This is a genomic window from Corallococcus sp. AB049A, from assembly GCF_003668885.1.
Classification (GTDB): Bacteria; Myxococcota; Myxococcia; order Myxococcales; family Myxococcaceae; genus Corallococcus; species Corallococcus interemptor.
This window is the reverse complement of the sequence record NZ_RAWL01000193.1, coordinates 1-15,748: the sequence shown is the minus strand read 5'-3', so window position 1 is coordinate 15,748 and position 15,748 is coordinate 1. Positions and strand designations below refer to the sequence as shown.

The 15,748-nt window shown below is 68.1% G+C and carries 13 protein-coding genes; 8 read left to right on the top strand and 5 right to left on the bottom strand.

Annotated elements, in window-relative coordinates:
• Positions 1–306: putative quinol monooxygenase (locus tag D7X55_RS21000; protein WP_121723996.1), on the bottom strand; the 306-nt coding region annotated here is incomplete at its 3' end.
• Between the two features lie 88 nt (positions 307–394).
• Here D7X55_RS21000 and D7X55_RS20995 point away from each other — a divergent pair.
• Genes D7X55_RS20995 through D7X55_RS20985 form a run of 3 tightly spaced genes read left to right on the top strand, consistent with a single transcriptional unit; the run spans position 395 to position 2,776 of the window.
• Positions 395–1,288 (top strand): 1,4-dihydroxy-2-naphthoyl-CoA synthase, encoded by an 894-nt coding sequence (locus D7X55_RS20995; RefSeq protein ID WP_120548363.1) that lies wholly within the window; start codon positions 395–397, stop codon positions 1,286–1,288.
• A gap of 52 nt (positions 1,289–1,340) precedes the next feature.
• Positions 1,341–2,273, top strand: a complete 933-nt coding sequence (locus tag D7X55_RS20990) for a DUF2381 family protein (protein WP_120548362.1) — start codon at positions 1,341–1,343, stop codon at positions 2,271–2,273.
• Positions 2,274–2,284: 11 nt separating this feature from the next.
• Positions 2,285–2,776, top strand: coding sequence for a serine/threonine protein kinase (locus tag D7X55_RS20985; protein WP_120548391.1), 492 nt, complete (start codon positions 2,285–2,287; stop codon positions 2,774–2,776).
• 66 nt (positions 2,777–2,842) lie between these two features.
• On the opposite strand, the gene D7X55_RS20980 is transcribed toward D7X55_RS20985, so the two are convergent.
• The 4 genes from D7X55_RS20980 to ada form a co-directional block, all read right to left on the bottom strand.
• Complete coding sequence (locus D7X55_RS20980; protein WP_233609968.1) at positions 2,843–3,940, bottom strand: DUF3103 domain-containing protein; 1,098 nt, start codon at positions 3,938–3,940, stop codon at positions 2,843–2,845.
• A 236-nt stretch (positions 3,941–4,176) separates the two neighbouring features.
• Positions 4,177–5,688 carry an ABC transporter substrate-binding protein gene (locus tag D7X55_RS20975; protein WP_121723994.1) on the bottom strand — a complete coding sequence of 504 codons (1,512 nt, stop codon included), beginning with the start codon at positions 5,686–5,688 and terminating at the stop codon, positions 4,177–4,179.
• A gap of 130 nt (positions 5,689–5,818) precedes the next feature.
• Complete coding sequence (locus D7X55_RS20970; RefSeq protein ID WP_199747046.1) at positions 5,819–6,499, bottom strand: 2OG-Fe(II) oxygenase; 681 nt, start codon at positions 6,497–6,499, stop codon at positions 5,819–5,821.
• Positions 6,496–7,569, bottom strand: a complete 1,074-nt coding sequence (ada, locus tag D7X55_RS20965) for a bifunctional DNA-binding transcriptional regulator/O6-methylguanine-DNA methyltransferase Ada (protein WP_121723992.1) — start codon at positions 7,567–7,569, stop codon at positions 6,496–6,498. Before ada ends, D7X55_RS20970 begins: the two co-directional genes overlap by 4 nt.
• 206 nt (positions 7,570–7,775) lie before the next feature.
• Here ada and D7X55_RS20960 point away from each other — a divergent pair, with 206 nt between their 5' ends.
• The 5 genes from D7X55_RS20960 to D7X55_RS20940 form a co-directional block, all read left to right on the top strand.
• Complete coding sequence (locus tag D7X55_RS20960; protein WP_121723991.1) at positions 7,776–11,048, top strand: C45 family autoproteolytic acyltransferase/hydolase; 3,273 nt, start codon at positions 7,776–7,778, stop codon at positions 11,046–11,048.
• 10 nt (positions 11,049–11,058) lie between these two features.
• On the top strand, positions 11,059–11,979 hold the full coding sequence (locus D7X55_RS20955) for a hypothetical protein (RefSeq protein WP_121723990.1): 921 nt from the start codon (positions 11,059–11,061) through the stop codon (positions 11,977–11,979).
• Between the two features lie 78 nt (positions 11,980–12,057).
• A complete protein-coding gene (locus D7X55_RS20950) occupies positions 12,058–12,405 on the top strand; it encodes an HlyD family secretion protein (RefSeq protein ID WP_233609967.1) in 348 nt (115 codons plus the stop codon).
• A gap of 221 nt (positions 12,406–12,626) precedes the next feature.
• Positions 12,627–14,636, top strand: a complete 2,010-nt coding sequence (locus tag D7X55_RS20945) for a LodA/GoxA family CTQ-dependent oxidase (protein ID WP_120548353.1) — start codon at positions 12,627–12,629, stop codon at positions 14,634–14,636.
• The coding region (locus D7X55_RS20940; protein WP_147470157.1) for a tryptophan 7-halogenase at positions 14,633–15,748 on the top strand (1,116 nt) is incomplete at its 3' end. The genes D7X55_RS20945 and D7X55_RS20940, both read left to right, overlap by 4 nt.

The window sequence follows — 15,748 nt, the reverse complement described above, 5'->3', positions numbered from 1 at the left end:
AGATGGGTATAAGAGACAGGTGTAGCGGCGGGGAACGTGTGGCACGGCCATCATCGGGGTGACGGTGTCACGCCACGTGAGGTAGTGGGCGGTCTCCTTGTGCGCGGCGGGGGCGTCCGGCGTGCGGTAGGCCTCCACGAGGACGAAGCGGGTGGGGTCTTCGTTGTCCTGGCAGACGTCGAAGCGGGCGATGCCGGGCTCCTTCACGCTCTCGCGGGCGTTGGCGAGGGTGGCCTGGAGGAAGGCGTCGACGTGCTGGGGCAGCACGTGCACGTGGACATGGACGACGAGCAGGCTCGTGGGCATGGCGCGCACGGTAGCGCGGGCGTCCCCGAGCGGAAACCGCTAGGGTTCCGGGCCGTTCACTCTCCCCAATTTCGGAGCAAGACAGCGCATGGTCTCGGACCTCTTTGACGCGTCCCGCTGGCAGCCGGTGGAAGGCCACAAGTTCAAGGACATCACGTTCCACCGCGCGGTGGATCAGGGCACGGTGCGCATCGCGTTCAACCGGCCGGAGGTGCGCAACGCGTTCCGTCCGAAGACGGTGGACGAGCTGGCCCGCGCGCTGGAGGCCACGCGCTTCATGACGGACGTGGGCGTGGTGCTGCTCACGGGCAACGGGCCCTCGCCGAAGGACGGCGGCTGGGCGTTCTGCTCCGGTGGCGACCAGCGCATCCGCGGCAAGGACGGCTACAAGTACGAGCCCGGCGAGGACGCGGCGGACCCCGCGCGGCTGGGGCGGCTGCACATCCTGGAGGTCCAGCGGCAGATCCGCTTCCTGCCGAAGGTGGTGATGGCGGTGGTACCTGGCTGGACGGCGGGTGGCGGGCACAGCCTGCACGTCGTGTGCGACCTGACCATCGCCAGCAAGGAACACGGGATGTTCAAGCAGACGGACGCGGACGTGGCCAGCTACGACGCGGGCTACGGCAGCGCGCTGCTGGCGCGGCAGGTGGGGCAGAAGCGGGCGCGGGAAATCTTCTTCCTGGGCCAGGCCTACACGGCGGACGAGGCGTTCCAGATGAACGCCATCAACAAGGCCGTGCCGCACAAGGACCTGGAGAAGGTGGCGCTGGAGTGGGCGGCGGAGATCAACACCAAGAGCCCCACGGCCATCAAGATGCTGAAGTACGCGTTCAACCTCCCTGACGACGGACTCGTGGGCCAGCAGCTCTTCGCGGGCGAGGCCACGCGTCTGGGCTACGGCACGGAGGAAGCGCAGGAAGGCCGCGACGCGTTCGTGCAGAAGCGCAAGCGCGACTTCAAGCGCTTCCCTTGGACGTACTGAACTTGAGGCGTGGGTTGGATGGGGCGCACCTGCCCTGGTAGGTTGCCCCTCCATGTGCGTACTCCCATTGCTCAGGTGTGGCCTCCTGCTCGTCCTGATCGCTTCGCCGTCCCTGGCGAGGGAGATGTCAGACAGGCTTACGATTCGGACGCTCAAGGTCCCAGCCCATCCAGCCCAGGAGGCATCGTCCATCTATGTCTCCTGGCAGGTGGTGACAGCGCTTCGATTCGAGGCGGAAGTGGATCCAGCCCGGACGAAGTTCCTGGGATGGGACGGACGTTTCGAAGCGCCGTTGATCGGCGGCAAGAAGGTCATCCTCGAGCCGCTGCGTGAGCTCGACAGCGGCGAAGCGCTACCTCTTCTGGTGACACTCGTGGATGGAACAGAGTTCACGTTCCTCGTGAGGGCCAAGAGACAGGAGCGCTGGGGCTGGGTCGACTATCAGGTCAACGTCTTCAAGGACCCTGACAGTTACAACGCGGTCCTTTCGTCGCTCTATGACTCGCTCAGCCGCGAGCGCAAGCTGAGCGAGGAGAATGAGCGCTTCAAGAAGGAAGAGAACTCGGTTGATCACGCCTATGCGACACTGCTGGCGAATGGGCAGGTCAAGAAGACGCCGTTCCGGCGTGCGAAGTTCTGGCGCTCCAAGAACGAAGACATGGACATGGTCGTTGAAGTCTTCTCGGGGCCGGAAAAGGCAGCGGCGGTGATTCACCTGACGAACACCCTCCATGGCCACTCTTGGAGGTTCGACGGGGCCTATCTCACTCGCGACTTCTCCAGCGACACCGCTCGCCCGTTCGCGCTTCGCATGAATCGCTCCGTCCTCGTTTCGGGACAGTCGGGAAGGATCGCCGTCGTTGTCGACAAGAGCGCCTTCGAGGACAAGGACGGGCAACTGACCGATCTCGCCCTCCAGATCTTCCGGGACGATGGACTCCTCCAGGTGTTCGTCGCGATGGATCACACCCTGCTTCGGCAGTAGAAGTGGCGCTCATGCGCATGCCCAAGGCCCTGTTGCTCGGCTCCGTGCTCCTGCTTGGCGCCCCTTCCGGCTGCACGACTGCTGGCGGAGTGGCGCTACGCCCTGACGGAACCCCAGGACCGCAGGAGTGCTCGGAGAAGGCGCTCGAAGTCATGCGGTACCTGCGGCTGCGCGTCGGGGATGCAGCGCTGGCGGATCTCGATGCCAACCAGATCGACGCAAGGCGCATCTCGCTCTACGACGGCCCCATAGAGAGCATCCTCAAGGACGACATGGGCACCCTTGAGGCGACGACACGCTTGTATGGGCGTGTCTGGACGAGCGGGCCCCAGGTCGTGATTCGCTGGTACGAGGCCCACCCGCCAGACGGTGACAAGGTTCCCATCTGCGCCGTGGCCCGGCTTAGCCGCGATCAGATGCGGAAGCTGCCTGAGTCAAAGCCCGGAATGGCGATCCTCGACGGCTCCGTTGCGGCTGCCTACATCGTTGATTCATTTCGCTGACATCTGACTGTTGGTGCCGCTGGAGCTTTGATCCGGGCGCCCCTCGCGCCCGGTCCCTGCGGACTGCTACTGGCTCGCGAGCTCGTACGGCCTGAGAGACACCACCGCGTTGCCACGTGCTCCGCTGTAGTTGGTGTAGGGGCGGTTCTTCTCCAGGGTGTAGAACGAATCGACGTAGTCGTCGTCGTTGGTGAACCATTCACCCGGCATGCGATCCACCAGTCCGCTGCCCAGGGCCACCAGGGCGCCGAGCTGCGGCTGGCCCATGGCGGTCAGGATCTGGCTCGCGACATTGAACAGGTAGCTCACCAGCTCCTGGTAGCTGGTGTTGTCGTCGTGCTCCATGAGGATGACGTTCGCCGCCGCCCAGCGGTAACGCTCCCAGAAGATCAGGACCTGGTTCGGGGTGTAGACCCTCCCGTCCGTGTCCAGATAGGGCATGTCGACGATGTCCAACTGCGGCGCGTCACGGCTGGGGTCGACACCATTGACGATGGCATAGACCTCCGCGTTACCGGAGATCCACGGCTCCTGGTCGTCGTTCAGGTAGATGCGATCGAGGATGGTCACCGGCGTGCTGGTCGCCGCGGCGGCCGTGTCCACGACGGGCAGGGGACGTTGCCCGAGTGCCACGAGGCGCTCGCGCATCAGCTTGATGCCGGCAGCCAGGTCTCTGCGCGCGTCGATGTCCACCACCAGCACCGGCTGTTCCGGCAGGCGGTGCACGTCGAGGCGGTGCACGCGGCCAAGGCCGTCGAAGGCCTCGATGAATTGCCACTGGGAGTCATCGCCATCCGGTTCGTACGCGTAGAGGGGTTCAACCCCCTGCTGCAATGCCGCCAGCATGGACGCGCTGGCCAGACGCAGCTGCAGCAGACTGTCGAGCTCACGCTCGATGCCCTTAAGCCGGCGGATGTTCAGGTCCGCTCGCTCCGCCAGGCCCGTGACGGAAGGCGGGGCCGACACGGTGCTCAGCCACTGCTTCAAATCCACGGCGGGGTGCTCGCCGCTCAAGCGGGAAACGAGAGCCTTTCGCAGCACCGTGTCCTGCTTCGCCAGGGCCAGCGCCACCTCGCGCTTGTCGGCGGCCAGCGACACGCTGATGCGCTCGCGCAGCGCCGCTGGCTTCATGGCGGCGGCTCGAGCCTGGGGGGCTGCGTTCACGCAAACGAACAGCGCGATGACCATCCCTATCCGTTTCATTGGATTCTCCGATGGGTGAGCGAGGGGACCGCGACAGCAGCCGCAGGTGCACGGCAACGCTGTCCCGGCCATTATCCATCACAGCCTGCCTTCCCGGATACAGTGGGAAATCCGGATTGCGGCGGCTGGCTCACTTCATCAGCGCGACATGGAGGACGAGAGGGAGCGGGCCCCCTCTCGTCCCCAGACCTCAGTGGCTACGGGCTGAACATGCCAGTCAGCACGCTGGCGCGGCCTCGCGGCAGCGCGCGCTTGAACGGGCTCGTCGCCAGGTCAGAGCCGGGCTGGTACCAGCTCTGGATTTCCGCGAAGTAGGTCTGGCCCGCCTGCAGCACGCCCGGGGGCAGGTACACGCTCTGCAGATCCGTGTGCAGCGACGTCACGCGGGTCACGGTGGTTTGACCGTTGTTCGTGCCCAGCCGGTAGATGTTCACCACGTAGTTCGTGGCCGTGCCGACCAGCGGCTTCGACCAGCGCAGCGAGGCGTCCAGCCCCACGCCCGTGAGGTTCTGGAACGCGCCGCGCGTGTTCACCAGGGGCGCCTGCACCGGCCCGACGAGCGGCTGCACGGGCGCGGCGGTAAAGGCGCTCGCTTCCTGATCCACGCGGATGTCCACGCTCATGGTGTAGGGCGCCGCGCTTCCCAGCGCGTAGCTCTTCGTGAACCCAGCGGCGGCGAGCGCCACCTTCTGCCAGTTCGCCGGAAGCGCGTTGTTGTAGGTCATGCTCCCCGTGACGAGGTCGGTCTTCTGCGCGTCAGGATTGAGCTTCACGAGCAGGGGTTGCCCGCTGATGGACGCGACCGCCGAGCTCAGCGCGGCCGGCCGGGCGGACATCCAGATCTCGCTGTACGTGCTGACCGCGTCCGGGTTCACCTGGGTGCGCATCGCTTCGAAGGCCGAGCGCCTCCAGTCCACCGAGAAGGTGCCGGTCGCCGCGGGCTGGGTGAAGGTCCCGCTGACGGTGACGGGCTGGCCCTCCACCTGCGTCACGCTCGCGTCGAGCACCTTGTGCATCGCACGGTAGGGCACTCCATTCGCGCTCGTCTTCCACCGCATCTGCACCAGCGAGAGCACATCCCCGAGGCTGCTGTCGAGCAGCACCGGGTTGAGCATGTCGGCGTAATTGAAGCTCATCCCGGAGAGCGACGTGGCGCCCGCCAGGGGGAACCCCGTGACGCCGGTGTTGACGTAGCCGAACGCGCCCGCGTTCAACGAATACACCTCCAGGTAGTCCCCCGACTGCCAGGGAGACAGCCCGGTGGCGGACACCGTCACGGGGGTGGGCAGCGAGACGAAGGTGCCATCGCGGCCCCACTCCGTGGAGCCCAGGTCGAACGTGCGGCCGGTGCTCACCAGGTAGCGCGAGCCCAGCTTCAGGTAGATGCGGCCGGAAGGCACGTTCGGCACGGAGATGGTGCCGTCCGCGGCGCCCGTGCCCGGATAGGCCGTGAACGCCCCGGTCGTGGAATCCCGCGTGTATGCCACCACCGGCGTGAAGGACTGGTTGTAGGGCTTCGTCTCGTTGCCCGACACTGCGACGAAGGTGACCGGGCTGGTCCCGGTGACGTTGGTGATCAGGTCTTGGGTGACCTGGGAGGTCGCGTCCGTCGACACGGAGGAATCCACCGCCTCGGCCTCATCGAGACCCGCGCAGCCGACCCCCGTCATGCCGACCAGAATCCCCAGGGAAATCAATGGCATCTTCATTGTGAAGGCGACCCTTTCGGCGACGCCCGGAATGGCGTCGCGCAGGGAGATTCATACCGGGTCGGTCTGACATTTCCGGGAGCGCTTCGACGCCTGTTTTCCCTCTGAGCGCGAATGTAAAACGGGCTGATCAGGCCGCGTCGTGGAAGATGATTCCCGCCGTGTGCCGCTGCCCGGAGCGCACGCGGCTGACACCGTGCCGGAGGTTGACGCGGTAGGTGCCCCGAGTGCCCTGGACGGGGCGGTGGTGCACCGCGAAGACGACCGCGTCTCCCTGGCGCAGGGGAACGACCTCCGCGCGGGACTGCATCCGGGGACGCTGCTCCGTCAGCACGAACTCGCCGCCCGTGAAGTCCCGTCCGGGTTCGGAGAGGAGGATGGCCACCTGGAGCGGGAAGACGTGTTCCCCGTACAGGTCCTGGTGCAGGCAGTTGTAGTCGTCCACGCCGTAGCGCAGGAGCAGGGGCGTGGGCCGCACCTGCCCGGCTTCATGGCAGCGCGCGAGGAAGTCCGCGTGCGTGTCCGGATACCGCACGTCGATGCCCATCGCCGTGTTCCAGCGGTTCGCGATGGGCACCAGGTGCGGGTACAGCGCCGTGCGCAGCTTCGTCACGATCTCCGGCAACGGATGGTCGAAGTATTTGTATTCACCCCGGCCAAACCCATGCCGCGCCATCACCACGCGGCTTCGGAAGGCGTCGTCCAGATCGTAGAGCAGCGCCAATGCCTCGCATTCATCGGGCGTGAGCAACTGCTCCAGGACCGCGCACCCCCGGGCATCCAGCTCCCGGCCCGTTTCTTCCCAGTTCACCGCTGCGCCTCTCGCTCCAGCAGCGCGCGCTTGCGCTCCACGCCCCAGCGATAACCCGACAGCGCGCCGTCATTGCGCACCACGCGATGACACGGAATCACCACCGCCAGCGCGTTCGCGCCGCACGCCTGCGCCACGGCCCGCACGGACTTCGGTGAGCCAATCCGCTCCGCGATGTCCGTGTAGCTCGCCGTCTTCCCCGCGGGGATCTCCCTCAACGCCTGCCACACGCGCTGCTGGAACGCCGTGCCCCTCACGTCCAGTGGCAAATCCAGCCCCACTCGCGGCGCCTCCACGAAGCCCACGACCTTCGCCACCAGCTGTTCGAACGCGGCATCCCCACCCACCAGCGTCGCCTGCGGGAAGCGGTCCTGGAGGTCCCTCGTCAGCGCGTCCGGATCATCCCCCATCAGGATCGCGCATACTCCGCGGTCGCTCGTGGCTACCAGGATGGGACCCAACGAGCACTCCGCGACCGCGAAGCGGATCTCCGTGTTCGCGCCACCGGCGCGGAAGTTCGTCGGCGTCATGCCCAGGACCTGGCTGGAGGTTTCGTAGAAGCGGCCACTGGAGTTGAACCCGGCGTCGTAGATGGCCTCGGTGACGGAGGCGCGCTTCGTCAGGCCCTCGCGGATCCGCTCCGCCCGCTGCGCCGCCGCGTACCCCTTCGGCGTCAGCCCCGTCACCGCCTTGAACACGCGGTGCAGGTGGTACGGCGACAGCCCCGCGCGCTCCGCCAGCTGCTCCAGGCTCGGTGGCTCCTCGGAGGCCTGGATGAAGCGGCACAGCTCGGCCACCCGGTCCGCGTGCTTCACGGCGAGCGAGGGCTCCCCTGGCTTGCACCGCTTGCATGCCCGGAACCCCGCCTGCTCCGCCGCCGCCACCGTCGCGTGGAAGCCCACGTTCTCCGGCCGGGGCGTCCTCGCTCCACACGACGGCCGGCAGTACACGCCCGTCGTCCGCACGGAATAGAAGAAGCGCCCATCCGCCGCCGCATCCCGGGCGACGACCGCCGCCCAGCGCGGATCTCCCTCCGTCGCCGCCGCCAGTGCCTCCGTCTTCGTCGCCACGCTCCGCCTCCTGTCGATGACCACGAGGGGAAACCTAACTCCCGGTGCACAGGCCAGCACTCCGCGCCTTGCTGTCGAATTCAGCCCCTCATGGAACAGGGCGTCATGGCGTGAAGCGCGCGCCATGTGCGCGCAATGCATGCCAGCACGCCCGCGTACGACGTGACAGGATGCCGCACCCATTTCCTCCTTCCCATGAGCAAGCCATGTCCCACCTGCGTCTGATGTGGAAGCGCTCCCGGCTGTTCTGGCCCACGCTGGCCGCCTGCGCCTCGGCGTCCGCCTGGGCCGCCCCCGCGCCCGTCTCCGTCCCCAACGCCGGCTTTGAAGCCGCCGCCGCCACCGGCCTCCCTCAGGGATGGACGGCCTCCGGCCAGGGCAAGGTGTCCGCCCGCACCGACGCGAAGTCGGAGGGCAGCCGCAGCCTCGTCATCGAAAGCCCCCAGGGCGGCGCGGAGACCACCGTCGTCTCCGAGCCCGTGAAGCTCCAGGTGGGCCGCCTCTACCGGCTCTCCGCCTGGGTGCGCACGAAGGGCGTGCAGGCCGACGCCCAGGCCCGCTACCCCACGGCGCTGGGCGCGTGTCTGTCCATGCAGAGCTTCCCCTTCACCAACTGCTCGCCGCCGCAGGGCGCGGACCAGAGCGGCCGGGTGCAGGTGATGTTCTTCGCCACCTCGTCCACGGACCGCGTGCGCGCGCACCTGGGCCACAACGGCAAGGCCACCGGCACCGCGTGGTTCGACGACGTGAAGCTCGAAGAGGTGGATGACGTCACCCAGTACATCCCCATGGAGAGCGTGCGCTGGGCCGGCAAGGGCTTCCGCTACGACGACGGCGGCTGGGTGTACGTGCACATCGAGGGCGAGCCCTACGAGCGCGGCCGCCAGTACGGCGAGCTCGTGTCCCAGGAGATCGTCCGCTACATCGAGAAGCTGGGCATCCAGAAGGACAAGGCGGACGCCGCGAAGGGCTGGGCCCAGGTGCGCCTGCTCGCGGACTCGCTGTTCCTGCGCCGCTTCGACGCCGAATACCTGGAGGAGATGAAGGGCATCGCCGACGGCGCCAACGTGGGCGGCGCGAAGTTCAAGGGCCCGGATGGTAAGGAGCGCGACCTGGACGTGCTCGACGTCGTCGCCATCAACTCCGCCGTGGACCTGGGCCAGCTGGAGGACGCCAACCGCGTGACGGCCTCTCCGCTCTCCGGCCGCACCTTCCTCAAGGGCGAGGACGAGAACGGCCGGGCGGGGGAGGGCGACCACTGCTCGTCCTTCGTGGCCACGAAGTCCGCGACGAAGGACGGCCGCGTCGTCATGGGGCAGATCTTCATGTGGAACGGCTACACCGGCGTCCACTGGGACGTGGTGCTGGATGTGCAGCCCACCAAGGGCCACCGCTTCGTGATGCAGACGTTCCCGGGCGGCATCCACAGCGGCTCCGACTGGATGCTCAACGACGCGGGCATCGTCATCGGTGAGACGACCGTGGGCCAGACGCCCTTCAACATCGACGGCACCCCGCAGAGCAACCGCATCCGCAAGGCCGTGCAGTACGCCAACTCCATCGACGACGTGGAGCGCATCCTCAAGGACCGCAACAACGGCCTCTACACCAACGACTGGACGCTCGCGGACACCAAGACGGACGAGGGCGCGTGCCTGCTGCTGGGCACCGCGAAGACGCGCCTGTGGCGCACCGGCAGCAAGGGCAAGGCCTCCGACACGCCCGGAAACCTCAAGGACTTCATCTGGGCCAACAACAACAACCGCGACCCGGAGGTCCGCAAGGAGTCCGTGCCCAACGCGAGCAACGCCCCGGTGGACCTGGCCTTCAACACCTGGAACCGCGACATCGCCTTCCAGGAGTACTACGCGAAGTACGGCAAGGGCGGCTTCGACGTGGACAGCGCCACGCGGATGATGGCCTCCAGCCCCATCAACCGCCCCCACGCGTGTGACGGCAAGGTCACCACGTCGGAGATGGCGGAGAAGCTGATGTTCCTGGCCCACTACGGCAAGACGACGCTGCGCGAGAAGATGGTGGGCAGCCGCTGGATTCCGGACCTGCCCGGCGCCACGCCGCACCTGTCCCTGGGCTACACCGCCTTCAGCCCCATCTACGTCGCGGATCAGCTCAAGGCCGCCAAGGCGAAGCAGAAGCCGGAGCCCAAGGCGGACAAGCCCAAGCGCGACTTCGCCCGCGTGAAGGACGCGCTGTCCTTCGACGAGAAGAAGCTCTGGGCCAACACGGTGTTCCCCGCCACGGACGCGGACAACTGGTTCGGCAGCGGGTCCGCCGCGTACTGGACCCAGCTCAAGGGCCTGCCGGAAGGGGATGACCTGTCCAAGGCCTTCGACGGCCAGCGCGACGCACTGGCGGACCTCAACGCCCGCTACCTGTACGTCACGGCCCGCGAGGGCGACGTGGTGCCCGCCGCGGCGCGCACGGACTACGGCCGTTATGGCCAGTACGCGGTGCCGCGCATCAAGGGCACGTACCTCTTGCACCAGCTGCGGCTCATCCTGGGCAACGCGAAGTTCGCCAGGGTGATGGGCGCGGTGCACACGAAGTTCGCCAACAAGAAGCTCACCACCCAGGACTTCATCCGCACGGCGTCGGAGGCCGCGGGCCAGGACGTGGGGCCGCTGGTGAAGCAGTGGGTGGAGCGCGGGGGCCTGCCCGCGCCGCGCCTCACCTCCAGCGCGCGCAAGGCGAAGGAGGGCTACGAGGTCACGCTGAAGGTGGACCAGTCCGGCACGCCCTGGCGCTTCGCCACGCTGGTGGAGGTGCAGACGGACAAGGGCGCAGTGCTGGAACGCGTGGAGGTGAAGGGGGGAAGCGACACCTTCACCGTGAAGGTCGCGGACCGGCCCGTGCGCGTGGTGTTCAACGTGGGCAACGACATCCCCGTGGCCCGCGAGCGCTACCAGACCCTGGCCAACACGCTGGATGACTGGGAGAAGCTGCTCTTCGTCTATGGCTCCGCGCGCCAGGTGGAGTCCATGCGCACGCTGGCGACGAACTACCGCGAGCAGCTGGCGGACGCGTCTCCGGAGCGCCTGGCTCCGCTCAAGCCGGACGCGGAGGTGACGGACGCGGAGCTGGCGGACCGCGACCTGGTCGTCTTCGGTGGCCTGGAGGACAACGGGCTCATGGCGCGCCTGGCGGCGGAGAAGAAGCTTCCGGTGGAGCTGGGCCGGCGCTTCTTCCGCTGGCAGGGCAAGACGTACGGCCGCGCGGATGACGGCCTGGCCCTGGCGCTGCCCAACCCCTGGAACCCGAAGCGGACGATGTACCTCTTCGTCGCCAACAGCGGCCTGGAGCTGTGGCACATGACGCGCTCGTTCCAGCGCGGCCTCCAGAGCTGGGCCCTGTTCCGCTCGGGCGAGGTCAGCGGCAAGGGCTTCCATGCGACTGAAGGCCTCACGCAGGAGCTGTCCGTGGAACTGCCCGCCCCCAAGCTGGGCATGCTCACCCCGTAACGCGCGCGACATGGCCCCCGTCACGCTCTACAAGACAAGCGACCTGGTGAAGAAGGCCTCCTCGCAGGCCGTCTTCCCCATGCTCGCGCCCGGGACGGCGGTGCCCGCGTCCCGGCAGCAGTCGCTGGTGGGGCTCAAGCGGTTGATGAAGGGCCGTGGGTTGGATCCCCACGGCCTGGAGGCCACCGTCTACGACACCCAGAGCTGCGTGGTCAGCGGCACGCTGCTGGAGGCGAGCGGCATCGACTCGAACACGATGCCCATCATCGAGCCGGGCAACCCGTTCTTCTACAACGGGGACGCCAACCTGCTGGCCCTGGTGATGGGGCAGCCCGCGGTCGCGCAGTCCTTCAACGTCTATTACCTGCACTGGGGCTTCGACAGCACGCACTGCGTGCGGCTGGGCTCGCACGCGCACTACTTCATCACCGCCGCGCTCCAGGGGTGCTCCATCTTCATCACTGGAGACCCCGCGTCGCCGACCGTGTACCACCTGAACGCGAACTCGGTGACCGTCAACGGCGGTACCGAGGCCCAGGAGCAGCAGGCCAAGGTCCGCACGATGGCCTCCCGCTTCGACGCGGCCCGGAAGGTCATGGGCGGCAGCCAGCAGTCCTCGGGCTCCGCCAAGATGACGGACTACATGCCCGGCATGCTGAGCGTCGCCGCCTCCACGCAGCTTGAGCAGGAGCACGGCGTCTCCGGCACCTCCTGGTACCACCTGCGGACCCACGCCTTCCGCTCGTTCTGGAAGGTGGACCAGGACTTCCTCGTCCAGTACGGCACCGTGTTCGGCGTGCGGGAGGGCGGGCGCTGGTCGTTCTACTTCCAGCGCAGGACCCGCCACGGCTACCGCTACAAGACGTGGACCTCCGGCAAGGTGGACCACGGTGAGTGGGACGTGAGCTGCGAGCGGTTCTGGCCCGCCTGAGCCCTCACCGGGCAGACAGGTCCTCCTGGCTGCCCTTTTCCCTCTGAGCCCCCGGCCGGTGACGGCTCCAAGCTGTCCGTGCACGCGGGCCAGCTGCTCACCCCCGGCCAGGCCGTGGCGGAGCTGGTGCCCACGACGACCTACGTGGTGGCGAACTTCAAGGAGACGCAGGTGGGCCACATGCAGCCCGGCCAGCGCGTGGAGGTGGAGCTGGACGCCTTCTCCGGTGAGAAGCTGGAGGGCAGGGTGGAGAGCCTGTCCGGTGGCACCGGCTCGCGGTTCTCCCTGCTGCCGCCCGACAACGCGTCCGGCAACTTCGTGAAGGTGGTGCAGCGCGTGCCCGTGCGCATCACCTGGGTGCACCCGCCGCAAGGCCTGGCCCTGCGCGCCGGCCTCTCCGCCGACGTGACGGTGCACACGAAGTAGGCCGGAGGCCCAAAGCCTCACACCCCGGCGCCGCGCCCCGCACAGGGACGCGGCGCTTCTTTTTGGGGCTGACACGTCATGACCCACCATTGACGCGTCAGGGGCCACGTCCGGAGGATGGACGTCGTCCGTAAGGGTCCGTGATTCCTGGAGTTCCTGCAATTGCCTTGAGAGGAGTGTGTCTTGCATCCGCTCCTCCTCCAACCGCGAGGAGCAAAGGCATGAGCACGACCTACAAGATTCACCCGGCCATCGGCGTGGCCCGCGTCGGAGACAGCGAGGACTACTACCTCGCTCCAGAGGAGGCAGGCGGACTGCCGCTGGAGGTGGCGGGCGGCAGCGTGACCCGGTTTCGCGATGCCAGCATGGCGGTGCGCAGACAGGCGGCGCGCTTCCAGATCCACGCCTACGATTCGCCCGGCTCCAGTGGGCGCAGGGTCCAGCCGGGGGAGGGCGGAATCAAAGACATCCGCTGGACGGTCCACCTGGCCAACAAGAAGTCCGCCTGGTACGAGTTCCGGCAGCAACAGGGCGCGGACGGCACCTACGCCGTCGACCACCCGCTGCGAAATCCTCGCACCGTGGGGGATGACCGCAACGCGCTCATCCTCGATGCGGGGCCGCGCACCGTCGCCTGCCTGGGCAGCGAGGGCTGTCCCACCACCGTGCAGTGTGAGCTGCTCCCGGCGTCGGCCCGCCCTTCGCGGCTCCTCCCCGAAGGCAGCGACATCACCACCCTGGGGAAGCTGGTCACGGATGCCCGGGGCTACCTCCACGCGGTGGGCGGCCATGGCAAGTCCGGCGTGTCGGTCCGCTACGACATCACGAGCGGCCTGCTGGAGAACTGGGCGCGGTCCCACGCGCTGGAAGCCGTCAAAGCCCTGGACGGGAAAGAGCAGGACATCCTCGTCGCGCTGAAGGCCATCGCGGACATCGGCTACGACACCCAGGAGGCGTTCGATGCCGCCGTCCACTCCGTCCTCACGGCTCCCAGCCTGGGGCTCACGGCCGACCAGCCGACCAAGGCGATGGAGTTCATCGACGAGAATGCCCTCCCCCAGCCCCGGCTGGACACGTACGCCAACAACACCTTCTGGTGGGATGACATCTCCGACGGGCCCGTCACCGCGACGCTGGTCATGGATGACGGCTCCGAGCACGAGGTGGAGTTCCCCGCGTGGGTGGTGGTGGGGCCCCCCGGGTACGCGCCGCAGATCCTCAACGTCATCACGCTCTACGACACGCTCTTCGACACCTTCGTCACCCAGCGGGGGCTCGTCCCCGGGCTCTACCAGAACGGGCAGTTCCAGCAGGACTACGTGCCCAACTTCCAGGCGGACCTCCTTCCCATCCTGAGCCGCCCCGCCGCCTATCAGTGGGTCGCTGACGTGGGCCCGCAGGGCAATGGCAGACACGACGCCTTCCAGGGCGGCAACCTGGGCCCCCGCTTCCTTCAGAAAATCCGGAACCCCGAGGACGTCAACGCGCCGACGCCGGACCTCATGCCGAAGATGGCGGGTGACAACCCCATCTCCGACATCCTCCCCCGGAAGTTCCTGAGCCTCACGCGCACCCAGTACTTCCTCCTCCAGCAATACAGCGCTGGCAAGGTCGACCACTCGCCTCCCTCGCCCCCCGCGTCGGAGGGTGCGCGGCTGGACCGCGCCGTGCTGGAGAACTGCGTGGGCGGCGCGTTCTGCCCGGGCATCGAGATGACGTGGATTGCCCGCGACGCGAACTTCTTCCAGGAGGACCCCGCCGCGGGCTTCCGCTTCAAGCACCGCGACAGGCCCCAGGGCCAGCCGCTCCAGTGGAACGTCAATCCGCACGACGGGCTGGGCCTGGAGCCGGGGGATGCCAGCAAGTACATGGCGCTGCCCTGGCAGGCCGACTTCAACGAGTGCTCCAACCAGACCGTGCAGGGGACGTCGCTCTGGTGGTGGCCCGCGCAGCGGCCCTACTTCGTGAGCTACCTGGGCGACGACCAGCAGTGGCACCAGGACTACTGGACGCGTCCGGCGGACATCAACTTCGCCACGGACGAGGACATGGTCTTCCACTGGAAGGAGCTGGGCTTCATCCTCAAGCGGTCGGATGCCTCCGCCTCCCAGCAGGGCCCCGAGGCCGCGCCAGGACTGCCGCCCGCGCCCACGTTCATCGAGGTGGAGCGGACGTACGCGCCCGCCACGGGCCAGGAGGAACCGGCCCTCGCCAAGGTGGCCAACTCGTGAGCGAGGACTCCTGCGACGTGGCTGTCATTGGCGGCGGCCCGGCGGGCGCGGCCGTGGCCGTGGCCTTGCGGAGGAAGGCGCCGTCGCTCTCCGTCACCCTGGTCGAGCGAAGCACCTATGACGCCCCCCGGCTGGGAGAAACGCTCCCACCGGACGTCCGCCTGCCGCTGTCCCGGTTGGGCGTCTGGGAGGGCTTCCTGCGCGACGGACACCTGGCCTCCCGTGGCACGGCGTCATGCTGGGGCAGGGCGGAGCCGGGCTTCCATGACACGATGATGTCCCCCTGGGGCTCCGCCTGGCATCTGGACCGGGCGCGCTTCGATGAACGGCTGAGCGTCGAAGCCGCCCGGCAAGGCGCCCGGGTGCTGCGCGCGACGACCCTGTTGGATTCGGAAGCCCTGGGGCGCGACGGCTACCGGCTCCGCCTCGCCCAGGTGGCCTCGGAGCCCGGCACGCTGCGGGCGCGCTTCGTCGTGGACGCCACGGGAGGCAAGGCCACGTTCGCCTCGGCGCGGGGGGCGCGGCGGCTCGTGAGCGACCGCTGCTTCGCCGTGTATGGCGCCTTCCAGCTTCCGGGCGACGCGGTGTTTCCCACGCACGCGCTGGTGGAGTCCTGCCCGGAGGGCTGGTGGTACTCGGCGCTGCTGCCGGGGGGGCGGGTCGTCGTCGCGCTCGTCGGCGATGGCGACTCCCTGCGCGGCCTGCGCTGGGCCACGCCCGAGCCCTGGATGAACCTGCTGAGGCAGGCGCCAGAGACGCGGGCGCGGCTGGATGTCTGTGATTTCGCCGGCGAGGCGCTCGTCGCGGTGCCCGTGCTCGTCGGACGGTTGGACCGGCCCCGGGGAGAACAGTGGCTCGCCGTGGGCGACGCGGCCTGCACGTATGATCCGCTGTCCTCCCAGGGCATCACCAAGGCGTTGGACTCCGCGCTCCTGGCCGCCGACGCACTGGAGCGCTGCCTGCGCGGCGACGCGGACGCGCTCCAGGCCTACGAGTCCACGCTGAACGCGCGGTTCCAGGACCATCAACGCACCCGCGCGGCCTACTACCGCCAGGAACAGCGGTGGCCCCAGGCCCCCTTCTGGAGGAACCGGTGGGAGTCACTGCCCCCT